The 15,881-nt window shown below is 72.0% G+C and carries 9 protein-coding genes and 1 pseudogene; 8 read left to right on the plus strand and 2 right to left on the minus strand.

The features are described from left to right. The 3 genes and pseudogenes from JGS22_RS26455 to JGS22_RS19005 form a co-directional block, all read left to right on the plus strand. Nucleotides 1–1,137: pseudogene (locus tag JGS22_RS26455) on the plus strand (TerD family protein); the annotation flags it as partial. Between the two features lie 254 nt (nucleotides 1,138–1,391). After that, complete coding sequence (locus JGS22_RS19000; protein ID WP_211042040.1) at nucleotides 1,392–2,426, plus strand: TerC family protein; 1,035 nt, start codon at nucleotides 1,392–1,394, stop codon at nucleotides 2,424–2,426. Nucleotides 2,427–3,002: 576 nt separating this feature from the next. Next, nucleotides 3,003–3,950, plus strand: coding sequence for a hypothetical protein (locus JGS22_RS19005; RefSeq protein WP_372454281.1), 948 nt, complete (start codon nucleotides 3,003–3,005; stop codon nucleotides 3,948–3,950). Nucleotides 3,951–4,117: 167 nt separating this feature from the next. Here the strand turns inward: JGS22_RS19005 and JGS22_RS19010 are convergent, their stop codons facing one another. Both JGS22_RS19010 and uvrA read right to left on the minus strand, forming a co-directional pair. Further along, on the minus strand, nucleotides 4,118–4,552 hold the full coding sequence (locus JGS22_RS19010) for a Rieske (2Fe-2S) protein (protein WP_211042039.1): 435 nt from the start codon (nucleotides 4,550–4,552) through the stop codon (nucleotides 4,118–4,120). 245 nt (nucleotides 4,553–4,797) lie between these two features. Beyond that, a complete protein-coding gene (uvrA, locus tag JGS22_RS19015) occupies nucleotides 4,798–7,800 on the minus strand; it encodes an excinuclease ABC subunit UvrA (protein WP_211042038.1) in 3,003 nt (1,000 codons plus the stop codon). A 306-nt stretch (nucleotides 7,801–8,106) separates the two neighbouring features. Here uvrA and JGS22_RS19020 point away from each other — a divergent pair, with 306 nt between their 5' ends. The 5 genes from JGS22_RS19020 to rapZ all read left to right on the plus strand — a co-directional run bounded on the left by JGS22_RS19020 (nucleotide 8,107) and on the right by rapZ (nucleotide 15,876). Beyond that, complete coding sequence (locus JGS22_RS19020) at nucleotides 8,107–8,802, plus strand: maleylpyruvate isomerase family mycothiol-dependent enzyme (protein ID WP_211042037.1); 696 nt, start codon at nucleotides 8,107–8,109, stop codon at nucleotides 8,800–8,802. 40 nt (nucleotides 8,803–8,842) lie between these two features. Next, nucleotides 8,843–9,499: an MBL fold metallo-hydrolase gene (locus JGS22_RS19025; protein WP_211042036.1), complete on the plus strand. Its 657-nt coding sequence runs from the start codon at nucleotides 8,843–8,845 to the stop codon at nucleotides 9,497–9,499. Then, entirely contained in the window at nucleotides 9,483–12,317 is a 2,835-nt protein-coding gene (locus JGS22_RS19030) for a DEAD/DEAH box helicase family protein (protein ID WP_216815039.1), read from the plus strand. The genes JGS22_RS19025 and JGS22_RS19030 overlap by 17 nt, the downstream gene beginning before the upstream one ends. A 90-nt stretch (nucleotides 12,318–12,407) precedes the next feature. Beyond that, nucleotides 12,408–14,519 carry an excinuclease ABC subunit UvrC gene (gene uvrC / locus JGS22_RS19035; protein ID WP_211038783.1) on the plus strand — a complete coding sequence of 704 codons (2,112 nt, stop codon included), beginning with the start codon at nucleotides 12,408–12,410 and terminating at the stop codon, nucleotides 14,517–14,519. Nucleotides 14,520–14,868: 349 nt separating this feature from the next. Further along, nucleotides 14,869–15,876, plus strand: coding sequence for an RNase adapter RapZ (gene rapZ, locus JGS22_RS19040; RefSeq protein ID WP_236073210.1), 1,008 nt, complete (start codon nucleotides 14,869–14,871; stop codon nucleotides 15,874–15,876). The last annotated feature ends 5 nt before the right edge of the window (nucleotides 15,877–15,881 follow it).

Consider the following 15,881-nt stretch of genomic DNA (forward strand, 5'->3'; position numbering starts at 1 on the left):
CGCCCCGCCCGGCCGGTGGCGGGCGACGCCGGCGGCTGGTCGATGAACGAGCGCCTGTACAACCAGGTGTGGGGCATGTTCGAGGACCTGGCGAGGACCACCGCCGCGTATCGCAGTGCGGTCGACTTCGCCGACTCCCGCATGGAGCAGGAGTTGGACAAGGTCCTCAGCGACCCCGCCACCCGCTCGGGGCCGGCCGCGGAGGCCGCGCGTGAGGCGGCCCGCGCCAAGCACACCGATCTGGTCAATCGCGCACGCGAGGTGCTGGACCGCGACCTCGCTCAGCTGGTCGAGGAGTCACAGGTCGTCGAGCCCGCGCTGCCACCGGAGTTCGCCCGCTGGGACAATCCGGTGTGGCACGGCTATCAGGTGCCCATGGAGATCCCGATGGCGCTGCGGCTCGGCGATCTGAGTCTGCCCGAGCGCACCGATCTGAGAGTGCCGATGCTGACCAGGCTGCCACTGGAACGCGGTCTGTGGATCGACTCCGGCCGCACCGGCAGCGCCGGCGCGGAGCTGGACTCCGATGAACTGCGTCGCCGCGCGGGTGAGTTGGCCACCGCTCTGGCGGGCCGGCTGCTCGCCGTCTACCCGGCGGGGGAGTTCGCGGTCCAGGTGATCGACGCCGCCGGCAGCAACGCCGTCACGCTCGCCCCGCTGACCACCAGCGGGGTGCTGAAGCAGCCGCCCGCCTCCGGCGCGGGGGGAGTCTCCGAGACGCTGGCAGGACTGACCAAGCGGGTCGACCTCGTACAGATGGCGGCCCGCAGCCGCGCCCTCGACTCGCTGCCGCCCGACCTCGACACCGCCGAACAGCTGCTGATCGTCCACGACTTCCCGCACGGCTTCGACGACCGCGCGATCACCCAGCTTCGCTATCTCGCGGACGAGGGCCCGGCGGTGGGCGTCCATCTGCTGCTGGTCGCCGACCGCGAGGAGGCCAGCGGGTACGGTCCGCTGCTCGACCCGCTCTGGCGGGCGCTGCTGCGGGTGACGCCGGTTCCCGACGACCATCTGATCGACCCGTGGGTCGGCCACCAGTGGACGTACGAACCCCCGCTGGTCCCGGCGAACAGCCGGATCCTGCCGCAGGTGCTGAACAGCGTCGCGGAGGCCAGGAGGCGATACGGCCCCTGATGAACTTCCGACCCCCTCGGCGCCCGGCCCGTACTGCGGTCCGGCGCCGCCGGCGGGGTCGAAGTGTGGCGCAGAGCACTGCCGGGCCGGTGCCTTCCTCGCCTATGCTTGGCCGCAGCGGAGGGGAGTATTCCCCTCGAGCGGCGTCCTCGTCAGTACGGTCGGCCATCCGGCCCGGGGAGTCGGCCCGGTAGCCAGTTGGTGCGGCCGGGTGGAAGAGACCTCCGGCTGCTGATGCCGGAGGAGTGTTTTCCGTGGATGTGTCCATGGCCGTATGGGTGCTGACGATTCTTGGTCTGTGCGCCCTGATCGCCGTCGATTTCTTCATCGGCGGTCGCAAACCGCACGAGGTGTCCCTCAAGGAAGCCGGCACCTGGACGGTGGTCTGGATCCTGCTCGCTGTCGCCTTCGGCGTCGGGCTCTTCGTGTTCGGCAACGCCCAGGCCTCGGGTGAGTTCTTCGCCGGCTATGTGACCGAGAAATCGCTCAGTGTCGACAACCTCTTCGTCTTCGTCCTGATCATGACGAAGTTCGCGGTGCCCTCGATCTACCAACAGCGGGTGCTGATGGTGGGTGTCCTGATCGCCCTCGTCCTGCGCGCGATCTTCATCGCCATGGGGGCCGCGATCGTCTCGACCTTCTCCTGGGTCTTCTTCATCTTCGGTGCCTTCCTCATCTGGACCGCATGGAAGCTGATCAAGGAAGCGCGGGCCGGCGAGGAGGACGAGGAGTACGAGGAGAACCGCTTCCTGAAGCTGGTGGAGCGCCGCTTCCCCTCCACCGAGGACTATCGGGGCACCAAGCTCGTCGTCGTGGAGAACGGCAAGCGGCTGATCACGCCGATGCTGATCGTCATGCTGGCCATCGGCAGCACAGACGTGCTCTTCGCCCTCGACTCGATCCCCGCGATCTTCGGTCTGACCCAGGACCCGTACATCGTCTTCACCGCCAACGCCTTCGCCCTGATGGGCCTGCGCCAGCTCTACTTCCTCATCGGCGGTCTGCTGAAGAAGCTCGTCCACCTCGCCTACGGGCTCTCGATCATCCTCGGCTTCATCGGCGTCAAACTGGTGCTGCACGCGCTGCACGAGACCGGCGTGCACGTGCCGGTCATCAGCATCCCGGTCTCGCTCGCCGTGATCGGCGGCGTCCTGGTGGTCACCACCGCGACGAGCCTGTGGGCCAGCAAGAAGCAGTCCGAGGCCGAGGCCGAGAAGAGCGACGGGGACAACGGGGACAACGGGGACAACGGTGGGCAGGACCGCCAGCACGAGAGCCTCCCCTCGTGATCCCGCACTTCATGTCGGCTCGGGGCTGACGGTCCTGGTCTGTGGGACGTCGGCGGTCTGCCGTACGTCGTATCGGTTCGTGGTGGTCCGCCCGCTCCTTCGGGAGCAGGGCGGGCCACCACGCCCGTTTAGGGAGCCGGTTGATCGGGCGCGGTCGGTGGTCGGGCGCTGCTTGCGAAGGGCACGACACCGGCGACACCCCGGTCCCGGTCCCGGTCGCGGACGCCGGACGCCGAGTGCGGCGCCCGCGGCCGGAGTCGAGGCGCCGGTGAGGGCGCCCGGCCCGTGCGGCTGCTGAAGCCGTACGGACCTGTGCGGACGGGCGGACCTCCGCGGTGCCTGCTGCCGCGGGGTCACACACGCCCGGCGAACGGCCGGCTGTGGGACGGCCGTTCGGGCCCGGGGCTGCGCTCTGGGGTGGGAGCGCGTCCGCCGTTGCGGTACAGAATCCGCAGTTGTTGAGCACCGGTCAACCGGCTTGAATGCCTCTCGGAATGTCGAAGTGAACAGCCGGCCGGAGAAGTGAACGGCCTCCCCGCCCGTCCAGCGGCGGACCAGCGAACCAGGGCGGCGAAGGTGAACATTCACAGCGGAGCGGAACGGCCCCCCAGCGGGCTTCCCCCGGAGTTGGCAGCCGCGCTGCGCACCGGACCGTTTCACGAAGCGCTGCGCACCGCCATCGCCGTCCGTGGGCTGGCGCTGAGCCGTCTGCGGCATCGGCTGGGCCAACGCGGCGTGCGGATCGGCGTCACGACGCTCAGCTACTGGCAGCAGGGACTGCGGCGGCCCGCCCGCGCCGAGTCGTTGCGCGCCCTGCCGGCTCTCGAGGAGGTGCTGGAGGTGCCGCCGGGGTCCCTGGTGGCGCTGTTGCAGACCGACCGGAGCGGCGGGGCGCCGGCGGCCCGCCCGTACCGTGCACTGATGGAGAGCCCGGAACCGCTCAACGAGATGCTGGCGGACCTCGGTTCGTCCGCGGAGGCCGGTGTGCACACGGTCTGCCAGATCGACCGGATCACCGTCGGCGCGCGCCGCGAGCTGCTCGGAAGGCAGTCGCAGCACTTGCTGCGGGCGCACCGCGACGGCGTCGACCGCTACCTGGCGATCTACGTGGGCGATCCGGGCTGCGAGGTGGAGCGCGTGCGGGTTCGGGAGACCGAGAACTGCCGGGCCGGGTACGTACGCAGTGACGGCGGGACCGGAATCGTGGTGGCGGAGCTGCTGTTCGACGGCCGCCTGCGGGCGGGTGAGACCCGCCTGATCAGCTACCGCTTCGAGGACGGCACGGCGGGCGAGAGCCGCGAGTACATCCGCGGCTTCAGCTACTCCGGCGGCCAGTACGTCCTCCAGGTCGGCTTCGACCCGGCCGAACTGCCCGCACGTTGCCACCGCTTCGCCCGCAGGGCCGTCGGCGGCCCGGACACCGGACGGACGGAACTGCTGCTCAGCGGGCGTTATCCGACGGTCCACCTGGCCGAACAGCAGGTGGAGAGCGGCCAGTTGGGCATCGACTGGGAGTGGGCCTGAACCGACGGCGACAGGCCCGAAGGGCCGCTCCGCGGGGCCCCGGTCCGGCCCGCTCCGGTCTTCGCCCCGGCGCCGCCTCGTCCGGCTTGGCTGCGACGGCCCGTTCGGCTACGGACCGGGCCCGGTCCGGTCCGCGCCCGCGCGGGCCGAGGGCGGCGGAGTCGCGGTCAGTCCGCCGGCCCCACCACGAGGCTGCCGTCCTTCAACCGCACCGGGTACTCGGGCAGATCGGTCGTCGCGGGCGACTGGAGCACCTTCCCGGTGCCTGCGTCGAACCTGCTGCCGTGGCAGGCGCAGCCGGCCTCCAGCTTCTCCACCGAGCTCAGCACACACCCGCCGTGCGTACACACGGCGCTGAAAGCGCGGTACGTGCCCCGCTCGGGCTGGGAGACCAGCAGGCGGTCGTCCCGATAGAGCCGGGCACCGCCCACCGGGACGCTGTCCGCCGAGCCGATGCCGACCGCCTCCGACTCGGCGGCGGGGCTCTTGGGCCACTCCTCGCCGGCACCCGAACAGGCGGTGAGTCCGAGCCCCGCGGCGCCGGCCGCGGCTGCGCCGCAGAGCAGGGAACGGCGGGAGGGGGAGCGTTCGTCGTCGTGCACGCCTGCAAGCGTACGGGGCGCGCGTCGTCGCCCTGCCGCCGCCTTCGGTCCGAGCAGCGCGGGCAAGGCAGGGTGTGCGGCTCCCGGGTGGGCCGTGCCCCGCGCGCCCCGCGACACGTGCCTTGCGCGCCCCGCGACTCACGTGCCGCGGGCTGTGGACCACGAGCCGCGCCCTCGCGAGCCGAACGCCGCGCGCGGGACGCCCTGCGCCGAACGCCGCGCGCGCCGCCCCGCGAGCCGAACGCCTACGAGGCCGATCTCTGGGCGGAGCTGCTCTTCGCGGCCCCGCTCTTCGCCGCAACCGCTCTGCTCCCGCCGCTCTTGGCCGCCGCCGCGCTCCTGCTCCCGCCGCTCTTGGCGCGGCCGGTGCCCCGCCCGCGCGAGGCCGAGGGCGAGGCGTCGCTCACCCGCTCGCCCAGAAGCTCCCGCAGGAACTTTCCGGTGTGGCTCGCCGGCACCGAGGCGACCTCCTCCGGGGTGCCCTCGGCGATCACCAGGCCACCGCCGGAACCGCCCTCGGGGCCCATGTCGACGACCCAGTCCGCGGTCTTGATGACGTCGAGGTTGTGCTCGATCACGATGACCGAGTTCCCCTTGCTCACCAGACCGTCGAGCACGCCCAGCAGCTTGCGGATGTCCTCGAAGTGCAGGCCGGTGGTGGGCTCGTCCAGGACGTACACGGTGCTTCCGCTGGAGCGCCGCTGCAGCTCGGAGGCGAGCTTGACGCGCTGCGCCTCGCCGCCGGAGAGCGTGGGGGCGGACTGGCCCAGGCGCACGTACCCCAGACCCACCTCGTGCAGCGTCCGCAGATGGCGTGCGATCGCGGGCACCGCCTCGAAGAAGTCCAGCGCCTGCTCGATCGGCATGTCCAGGACTTCGGCGATGTTCTTGCCCTTGTAGTGGACTTCCAGCGTCTCGCGGTTGTACCGGGCGCCGTGGCAGACCTCGCAGGGCACGTAGACGTCCGGCAGGAAGTTCATCTCGATCTTGATGGTGCCGTCGCCCGAGCAGTTCTCGCAGCGGCCGCCCTTGACGTTGAAGGAGAACCGGCCGGGCAGATAACCGCGGACCTTGGCCTCCATCGTCTCGGCGAACAACCGCCGGACATGGTCGAAGACGCCTGTGTACGTTGCGGGGTTGGAGCGCGGGGTGCGGCCGATGGGCGACTGGTCGACGTGCACGACCTTGTCGACCGCGTCGTCCCCGGTGACCCTGGTGTGCCGTCCGGGCACCGACTTGGCGCCGTTCAGCTCGCGCGCCAGATGCGTGTACAGGATGTCGTTGACCAGCGTCGACTTGCCGGAGCCGGACACACCGGTGACGGCGGTGAGCACACCGAGCGGGAACTCCACGGTGATGTTGCGCAGGTTGTTCTCGCGGGCGCCGTGCACCGTGAGGGTCCGGCTGTGGTCGATCTCCCGCCGCTCGGCGGGCATCGGGATCGACTTGCGGCCCGCGAGGTACTGACCGGTCATGGACTGCTCGTTGGACAGCAGCTCCTTGAACGAGCCGCTGTGGACGACCCGTCCGCCGTGCTCGCCCGCTCCCGGTCCGATGTCCACGACCCAGTCGGACGCCTTGATGGTGTCCTCGTCGTGCTCGACGACGATCAGCGTGTTCCCCAGGTCGCGCAACCGCACCAGGGTCTCGATCAGCCGGTGGTTGTCGCGCTGGTGCAGGCCGATGGAGGGCTCGTCCAGCACGTAGAGCACGCCGACCAGGCCGGAGCCGATCTGGGTGGCCAGCCGGATGCGCTGCGCCTCTCCGCCGGAGAGGGTGCCGGCCGCGCGGTGCAGCGAGAGGTAGTCGAGCCCGACGTCGACCAGGAAGCGCAGCCGCTCGTTGACCTCCTTGAGCACGCGCTCGGCGATCTTCTTCTGCCGTGCGTCGAGAACCATCTCCCGCAGGAAGTCGGCGCATTCACTGATCGACATCGACGACACGTCGGCGATCGACTTCCCCTGGACCGTCACCGCGAGCACGATCGGCTTCAGCCGGGTCCCCTCGCAGGTGGGGCAGGGTACCTCGCGCATATAGCCCTCGAAGCGCTCCCGGCTCGAATCGCTCTCCGCCTCGGAGTGGCGGCGCCGCACGAAGGGCACCGCCCCCTCGAAGGCGGTGGTGTACGCGCGCTCGCGGCCGTAGCGGTTGCGGTAGCTCACCTGGATCTGGGTGCGGTGGCCGTGCAGCAGCGCCTTGCGGGCGCGCTGCGGGAGGCCGCCCCATGGGATGTCGGTGCGAAAGCCGAGAGCGTCGGCGAGCGCGCCGATCAGCCGGCCGAAGTACTCCTTGCTGTGGCCGTGCGACCAGGGGTGGATCGCGCCCTCGTCCAGCGACTTCTCCTCGTCGGGGACGATCAGCTCGGGGTCGACCTCCATCCGGGTGCCGATGCCGGTGCAGTCCGGGCAGGCGCCGAAGGGGGAGTTGAAGGAGAACGAGCGTGGCTCCAACTCCTCGAAGGAGAGGTCGTCATAGGGGCAGTACAGGTGCTCGGAGTACATCCGCTCGCGCTGCGGGTCGTCCGCCTCGAGGTCGACGAAGTCGAGGATCACCATGCCGCCGGAGAGGCCGAGCGCGGTCTCCACGGAGTCGGTCAGACGGCGTTTGGCGCTCTCCTTGACGGTGAGGCGGTCCACCACCACCTCGATGGTGTGCTTCTCCTGCTTCTTCAGCTTCGGCGGGTCCGAGAGCTGGACCGTCGCCCCGTCCACCCGGGCGCGGCTGTAGCCCTTGGACTGCAGATCGGCGAAGAGGTCGACGAACTCCCCCTTGCGCTCGCGCACCAGCGGCGACAGCACCTGGAAGCGGCTGCCCTCCTCCAGACCGAGCACCTTGTCGACGATCGCCTGCGGCGACTGCCGGGAGATCGGCCTGCCGCACTCGGGGCAGTGCGGACTGCCGATACGGGCGAACAGCAGCCGCAGGTAGTCGTACACCTCGGTGATGGTGCCGACCGTGGAGCGCGGATTGCGCGAGGTGGACTTCTGGTCGATCGAGACGGCGGGGGAGAGGCCCTCGATGAAGTCGACGTCGGGCTTGTCCATCTGCCCGAGGAACTGCCGCGCGTACGAGGACAGCGACTCGACGTACCGCCGCTGGCCCTCGGCGAAGATCGTGTCGAAGGCGAGCGAGGACTTCCCCGATCCCGAGAGCCCGGTGAAGACGATGAGGGAGTCACGCGGGAGGTCGATCGAGACATTCCGAAGATTGTGCTCGCGAGCGCCACGGACGATCAGACGGTCGGCCACGCCGGAAGGCACCTTTCGTGTGGAGGAGGGGCTGCCGTCCCGGTTGGCCCGTACGGCTCCGCCCCTGCCAAGGGTATGGGTGCGCCGCTCCGGATGCGTCATCCCGGCCGGTCCTGCCCGGCGCGCGGATCCCGGTGGCGGCCCTGCCCCGGCGGCCGGCCGTGCGTTGGCGCGGGCGGGGCGGGGCGGACGTGCATCCGGAGAGGTGCTGGGAACGAGCGTATAGCACGTACATTCGATTTAGGCTCCGAAAGCCACACTTCACCCGAACGTGTGGCGCTGACAACCCGGGGATAGCGTTGGATCATGACAACGCCTGCGTACGACACAGAGGTCCTCCAAGCCGCCACCGAGCGGCTGCTGGACGCGGTCCGCGAGGGTAGCCCCGCAGTGGCGGAGCCCTCGCTGCTGCCCGGCTGGACCAGGGGGCACGTGCTCACCCACCTCGCCCGCAACGCCGACGCCCTGGTCAACGTCCTGCACGGGCGCCCGATGTACGAGAACGCCCAGGCGAGGGATGCCGACATCGAGGCCGGGGCCGCCCGGCCCCTGTCCGAGCAGTACGAGGACGTGCGCACCACCGCGGCCGGGCTGGCGGAGGTCATGGCGGGCCTGACCGACGCCCAGTGGCGGGAGACCGTCGCACTGCGCAACGGCGTCACCGACACCGCGGACAGCATCCCCTTTCGTCGACTCGTCGAGGTGGAGCTGCACCACGTCGACCTCGCCGTCGACTACACGCTCGACGAACTCCCCGGCGGCTTCACCGACCGTGCTGTGGGCTATCTGGCCAGGCGCTTCAGCGGCCGCAGCGACGTACCCGCGCTGGAGCTGCGGGCCGAGGACGGCAGGAGCTGGACCACCGGCGCCCTCCCCGCCTCCGACGGCGAGCGCCTGGTCGTGGTGGGCGGGCCCGGAGCCCTCGTGGGCTGGCTCGCCGGCCGCAGCACCGGCAGCGGTCTGACCGCCAGTGCGCCGCTGCCGACGCTGCCCGCCCTCTGACACACTGAGCCACCCTCCAGGCACGGAAAGGACTGCTCTCATGCCCTACATCGGAAAGGTGGAAGTCGGCGGACCGGCCGAAGTCCATGAGCTCGCCGACCTGATGATCTCCAAGGTCGCCGTCGGCCCCATGAACAACAACGCCTATCTGCTGCGCTGCCGGCGCACCGGCGAGCAGCTGCTGATCGACGCCGCCAACGAGGCGCGGACGCTGCTCACCCTGATCGGCGACGACGGTGTGCGCTCGGTCGTCACCACCCATCAGCACGGCGACCACTGGCAGGCGCTCGCCGAGGTCGTCGGCGCCACCGGTGCCCGCACCCTCGCCGGCAGGGAGGACGTGGACGGCATCCCGGTCGCGACCGACACCCCGGTCGACGACGGCGACCGGATCTCCGTAGGCGAGTGCACGTTGACCGCCCGCCACCTGGTCGGCCACACCCCCGGCTCCATCGCGCTCGTCTACGACGACCCGCAGGGCCACCCGCACGTGTTCACCGGCGACTGCCTCTTCCCCGGCGGTATCGGCAACACCCACGACGATCCGGAGAAGTTCGTCTCGCTCCTGGACGACGTGGAGAACAAGCTCTTCGCCGAACTGCCGGACGAGACCTGGGTCTACCCGGGCCACGGCGACGACACCACCCTGGGCGCCGAGCGACCGCACCTCGCCGAGTGGCGTGAGCGGGGCTGGTGACGCGGCGGTAGAGACGTTCGCCGGGACACGTCCGCCCGTCGCGCTCCGCCGCCACCAGCAGGAGGCGCTCGACAGGCTGGCGGAGGCGTTCGCGCGGGGGCAGCGCCGCGCTTGGGTGGTGCTGCCCCCGGGGCTCGGCAAGACCCTCACCGGCCTCGAAGCGGCTCGCAGGCTCGGCCGCAGGACCGTCGTACTGGGGCCCAACACCGCGATACAGGGCCAGTGGGTGGCCGAGTGGGGACGGTTCCGGCCCTCGCCGGAGCCCGCCGGCACCGAGAGGGACCTCGCAGCTCCGCTCACCGTCCTCACCTATCAGGCCCTCGCGAGCTTCGACCCCGAGGCGGAGATCGACGAGGAGGGCGCCACCGCCGGCTCCCACCTGCACCGGCTGCGCCCCCAGGGGCAGGCACTCGTCGCGGCGCTGCGCGGGGCGGGCGAGGTCACCCTGCTGCTCGACGAGTGCCACCATCTCCTCGACACCTGGGGCGAGTTGCTGGCCGAGCTGCTGCGCAAGCTGCCCCGGGCGCACGTCGTGGGGCTCACGGCCACGCCGCCGGAGCGGATGACCGCCGCGCAGGCCGCCCTGGTCGGCGAACTCTTCGGCCCCGCCGTACGGGGCCCCTCGATCCCCGCCGCGGTGCGCGAGGGCCAGTTGGCGCCGTACGCCGAGCTCGCCTGGCTCACCACCCCCACCGGCCAGGAGGCGGACTGGCTGAGCGAGGAGGCCGAGCGCTTCACCCGGCTCACCGCGCGGCTGCTGGAACCCTCGTTCGCCCCGGTGCCGTTCCTGCACTGGCTCGACGAGCGGCTCGTACGGCGTTCGCGCACCCACACCGGCCCGAGCGCGCAGGAGGGGCCCGCTGTGCCCTGGCACCGCTTCGCCGCCGACCACCCGGAACTGGCCGACGCCGCCCTGCGGTTCCACCATCACGGTCTGCTCGCGCTGCCCGAGGGCGCGCGGCTGCGCGAGGCGCACCGCCACCCGCCCGGCGCCGCCGACTGGGTGCGGCTGCTGGACGACTGGGTGCGCGGCTGCCTGCGCCGCGGCGGCACCGCGGAGGACCTGCGGGCGGAGGAGGAGATCCGGTCTGCGCTGCCCTCGATCGGCTACCAGCTGACCAAACGGGGCGTACGCGCCGGACGCTCGCCGGTCGACCGGGTGGTGGCCCGCAGTGCTGCCAAGACGGCCGCCGTGCGGGAGATCCTCGCCGCCGAACTCACCTCCCTCGGCTGCCGGTTGCGCGCGGTCGTCGTCTGCGACCACGAACGGGCCCGGGCCATCCTGCCCAGCGGGCTCGCCGGAGTGCTGGACGCGCAGGCGGGCTCCGCGCGCCTGGTGCTGACCGAGCTCATCGCCGATCCGCGCACCGCCGCCCTGTGCCCGCTGCTGGTCACCGGTTCGACGGTGGCCGCCGACCCGGTCACGGCCGATCGCTTTGTCGAGTTCTGCACGAGCGCCCGTCCCCCGCTGCGGCTGGAGACCGGGACCGACGAGGAGCTGCCGGGAGCCGTGGTGATCGGCGGGGCCTGGACCAGCCGCCGCTGGGTCGCACTGGCCACCCGGTTCTTCGAGCAGGGCGGCAGCCGCGCGCTGATCGGCACTCGCGGACTGCTCGGCGAGGGCTGGAACGCAGAGGGGGTCAACACCCTCGTCGACCTCACCGAGGCCACTACCCCCACCGCGGTCGTCCAGACCCGCGGACGCGCTCTGCGGTTCGACCCCGCCTGGCCCGCCAAGACCGCCGCCACCTGGTCCGTGGTCTGCGTCGCCCCCGGCCACCCGAGGGGCACCACCGACTGGGACCGCTTCGTCCGCAAGCACGAGGGCTACCTGGGCGTCACCGACAGCGGCGCGGTGATGTCCGGAGTCGCCCATGTGCACCCCGACCTGTCGCCGTACGCGCCCCCGCCGCACCAGGAGTTCGACGCGCGCAACGCCGCCATGCTCCGCCGCTCCGAACGGCGCGATCGCGTACGGGAGTTGTGGCGGATCGGCAGTCCGTACGAGGACCGCCTCGGGCACTCCGTACGCATCACCCCCGGCCCCGGCTCGCGCTCCGTGCCGGCCCCGGGGCCCCCGCCGCCCGGCCCGCTGCGTGCCCGTCCGCCCGTGGCGGTGCCGGCCGCCCGCGGCACGGTGCCCGAGGAGGGCGAGATCGCCACCGGCCCGGCGCTGGCCTCGGGAGTGGGCGGTGCCGTGCTGGCGGCCGGTGCCGCGCTGCTGGCCGGTCTCGCCCCGCCGCTGCTTCCGCTGCTCGTCGCGCCCGCCGGGTGGGCGGCACACCGCGCGGCGCACTCCCACCGCCGCGCCCGCGCCCGTGCGGAGCTGCTGCGTGCCGCCGCGCGGGAACCGGTCGTCAGCGCGCTGGCCTGGGCTCTGGCCGACGGGCTCCGGGACGCCGGACTGCTGCCGGTGGGCGCGGAGGCGGTCACCGCGCAACCGGACGAGAACGGCACGTACCAGGTGCAGTTGGTGGGCGTCGGGCTGGAGGAGTCCGAGCTCTTCGCCACCGCCTTCGACGAAGTGCTCGCGCCGCTCACCGCGCCGCGCTATCTGCTGCCGCGCTACCTGGTGGACCGCCACGATCTGGCCGCCGGCCGCCGGCTTCCGCCGCACGCCGTGGTCCACCACGCCGTACCCGCCGTGCTGGGTCGCCGAAGGCAGTCAGTGGACGCGCTGGCCCGGGCCTGGCGGCGCCGGGTCAGCGCGGGCGACCCGATCTACACCCAGAGCCCCGAGGGAGCCGGCCTGCTGGCGGCGCAACGGGGCCGTTCGCCACTGGATGTGACCACCGCGCTACGGGTCAACTGGAGCTGACGGCCGCCCGTTTCGGGCCGTGGTCCGCACGGCCGGGGCCGGTGGGCAGCACCGCCGTGGGTGTCGGTGGCGGGTCGTAGGGTGTCGGACATGGCAGATCCCTCCAGCTACCGCCCCGAGCAGGGGCAGATCCCCACCTCGCCGGGGGTCTACCGGTTCCGCGACGCGCACGACCGGGTGATCTACGTGGGCAAGGCCAAGAGCCTGCGCCCGCGGCTGTCGTCGTACTTCCAGGATCTGTCCGGTCTGCACCCCCGCACCCGCACCATGGTCACCACCGCCGCCTCCGTCGACTGGACGGTGGTCTCGACCGAGGTGGAGGCGCTCCAGCTGGAGTACAGCTGGATCAAGGAGTTCGACCCCCGGTTCAACGTCAAGTACCGGGACGACAAGAGCTACCCCTTCCTCGCCGTCACGATGAACGAGGAGTTCCCGCGCGTCCAGGTGATGCGCGGCTCGAAGCGCAAGGGCGTGCGCTACTTCGGGCCGTACGGCCACGCCTGGGCCATCCGCGAGACCGTCGACCTGCTGCTGCGGGTGTTCCCCGTGCGTACCTGCTCCGCAGGGGTCTTCAAGCGCTCGGCCCAGATCGGCAGGCCCTGCCTGCTCGGCTACATCGGCAAGTGCGCCGCCCCCTGCGTCGGCCGTGTCAGCCCGCAGGAGCACCGCGAACTCGCCGAGGACTTCTGCGACTTCATGGCCGGCCGCACCGGCGCGTACCTCCGGCGGCTGGAGGGGCAGATGCGGGAGGCGGCCGAGGAGCTGGAGTACGAGCGGGCCGGCCGGCTGCGGGACGACATGGGTGCGCTGCGGCGCGCCATGGAGAAGAACGCGGTGGTCCTCACCGACGCCACCGACGCCGACCTCATCGCTCTCGCCGAGGATGAGTTGGAGGCCGCGGTGCAGATCTTCCACGTCCGGGGCGGCCGGGTGCGCGGCCGGCGGGGCTGGGTCACCGACAAGGTCGAGGCCGTCTCCACCGCCGATCTGGTCGAGCACGCCCTCCAGCAGCTGTACGGCGAGGAGCGCGGCGAGGCCATTCCCAAGGAGGTGCTCGTGCCCGCCCTGCCGGAGCCGGCCCAGCCCGTGGGGGAGTGGCTCGGCGGGTTGCGCGGTGCCCAGGTCGACCTGCGGGTGCCGCAGCGCGGCGACAAGCGCTCCCTGATGGAGACCGTGCACCGCAACGCCCAGCAGGCCCTCGCCCTGCACAAGACCAAGCGGGCCTCCGACCTCACCACCAGGTCGCAGGCGCTGGAGGAGATCGCGGAGGCGCTCGATCTGGACTCGGCTCCGCTGCGCATCGAGTGCTTCGACGTCTCCCACCTCCAGGGGGACGACGTGGTGGCCTCGATGGTGGTGTTCGAGGACGGCCTGCCCAGGAAGAGCGAGTACCGGCGCTTCCAGATCAAGTCCTTCGAGGGCCAGGACGACGTGCGCGCCATGAACGAGGTCGTCGGGCGCCGCTTCCGCCGCTATCTGCGGGAGAAGCAGCGCAGCGGCGAGTGGGTCGAGCCTGCCGACACCAGCGAGGAGTCGGCCGACCCCTCGCCCGGCAGGGAGCCCGCGGGAGCGTCGGGCGCGCGTCCGGCGCCCGCGGGCCCGGCCGCCGAGGTCCCGGCCACTGCGGTCCCGGCCGCCGCGGGCCCGGTGGGCGAAGGCCCGGCCGCCGAGGGTCCGCGCGAGGACGACGGGCGGCCCAAGCGGTTCGCCTATCCGCCGCAGCTGCTGGTGGTCGACGGCGGCAGACCGCAGGTCGCCGCCGCCCAGGCGGCTCTCACCGAGCTCGGGATCGACGATGTCGTGGTGTGCGGTCTGGCCAAGCGGCTGGAGGAGGTCTGGCTGCCGGGGGAGACCGACCCGGTCGTGCTCCCGCGCACCAGTGAAGGCCTGTACCTGCTCCAGCGCATCAGGGACGAGGCGCACCGTTTCGCCATCCGCTACCAGCGCAGCAAGCGCGCCGGCGCTCTGAGAGAGGGCCCGCTGGACGCGGTGGCGGGCCTCGGCCAGGCCCGCAGACAGGCCCTGATCAAGCACTTCGGTTCCGTCAAGCGCCTGCGCGCGGCGACGATCGAGGAGATCTGCGAGGTCCCGGGCATCGGCCGCAAGACCGCGGAGACGGTGGCGGTCGCGCTCGCGGGGGAGCGGGCGACCGCCCCCGCGGTGAACACGGCGACCGGCGAAATCATCGACGATGATGAGTGAGACGACGATGACGAGAAGCACACCATGACGAGAAGCGAAAGGGCGGGCGGAAGCCGATGAGGCGGCGACCGCACGGCCCGTACGCGGCTGGACCGGTCCGCCGGCGGCCTCGCGGGCCGGCCGCCCCGCCACCACCCCGGGCCGGGCGGCACCCGCATCGGGGCGCCCAGCCCGGGTGCGGTGCCGGCAGCACCGACGACCGCGCCACCGGCGTCACCCGCCGCCGCACCGGGCCCCTCGCGGGCACCGCCGTCATGACTGCCGACGATGGCGCAGGCTCCATCCACACCACCCACCACACCGTTCACACCACCCACACCACGCGCACAGCAACGCTCCGGGGGACGAGATGACGAACAACGACAAGCACTCGACACAACAGTCCGAAGCCGGCACCGAGCCGCCGGCCGACTCCACCCGCTCCGAGGGGCCGACCCGCCCGGCCGCGGGCCCCACCGCCCCGGACACCGGCACCGCCGCGCCCGACAGCGGCGCCACCATCCCCGAGCTCGTGATCATCTCCGGCATGTCCGGCGCCGGCCGCAGCACCGCCGCCAAGTGCCTGGAGGACCTCGGCTGGTTCGTCGTCGACAACCTGCCGCCCGCGCTCATCCCCACCATGGTCGACCTCGGCGCGCGCTCCCAGGGCAACGTCGCCCGGATCGCGGTGGTCGTCGACGTCCGCGGACGCGGCTTCTTCGACAGTCTCCGCGAGTCCCTGAACGGCCTGGCGGCCCAGAAGGTCACCAGACGGATCGTTTTCCTGGAGGCCTCCGACGAGGCCCTGGTGCGCCGCTTCGAGTCGGTGCGCCGCCCGCACCCGCTCCAGGGCGACGGCCGGATCGTCGACGGCATCGAGGCCGAGCGCGATCTGCTGCGCGAGCTGCGCGGCGACGCCGACCTGGTCATCGACACCTCCAGCCTCAACGTCCACGAGCTCAGAGCCAAGATGGACGCCCGGTTCGCGGGCGAGGAGGAGCCGGAGCTGCGGGCCACCGTCATGTCGTTCGGCTACAAGTACGGCCTGCCGGTGGACGCCGACCACGTGGTCGACTGCCGTTTCCTGCCCAACCCGCACTGGGTCCCCGAGCTGCGCCCGTTCACCGGCACCAGCGAGGAGGTCTCCTCGTACGTCTTCAACCAGCCCGGCGCCAAGGAGTTCCTGGACCGGTACGCGGAGCTGCTGCACCTGATCGCCACCGGCTACCGCCGCGAGGGCAAGCGCTATGTGACGATCGCCGTCGGCTGCACCGGCGGCAAGCACCGCAGCGTCGCCATGTCCGAGCGGCTCGGCCGGCGGCTGGCGGCAGAAGGAGTGGAGACCGTCGTCGTGCACCGTGACATGGGACGTGAATGAGTACA

Source organism: Streptomyces tardus (genome assembly GCF_018101125.2).
GTDB lineage: Bacteria > Actinomycetota > Actinomycetes > Streptomycetales > Streptomycetaceae > Streptomyces > Streptomyces tardus.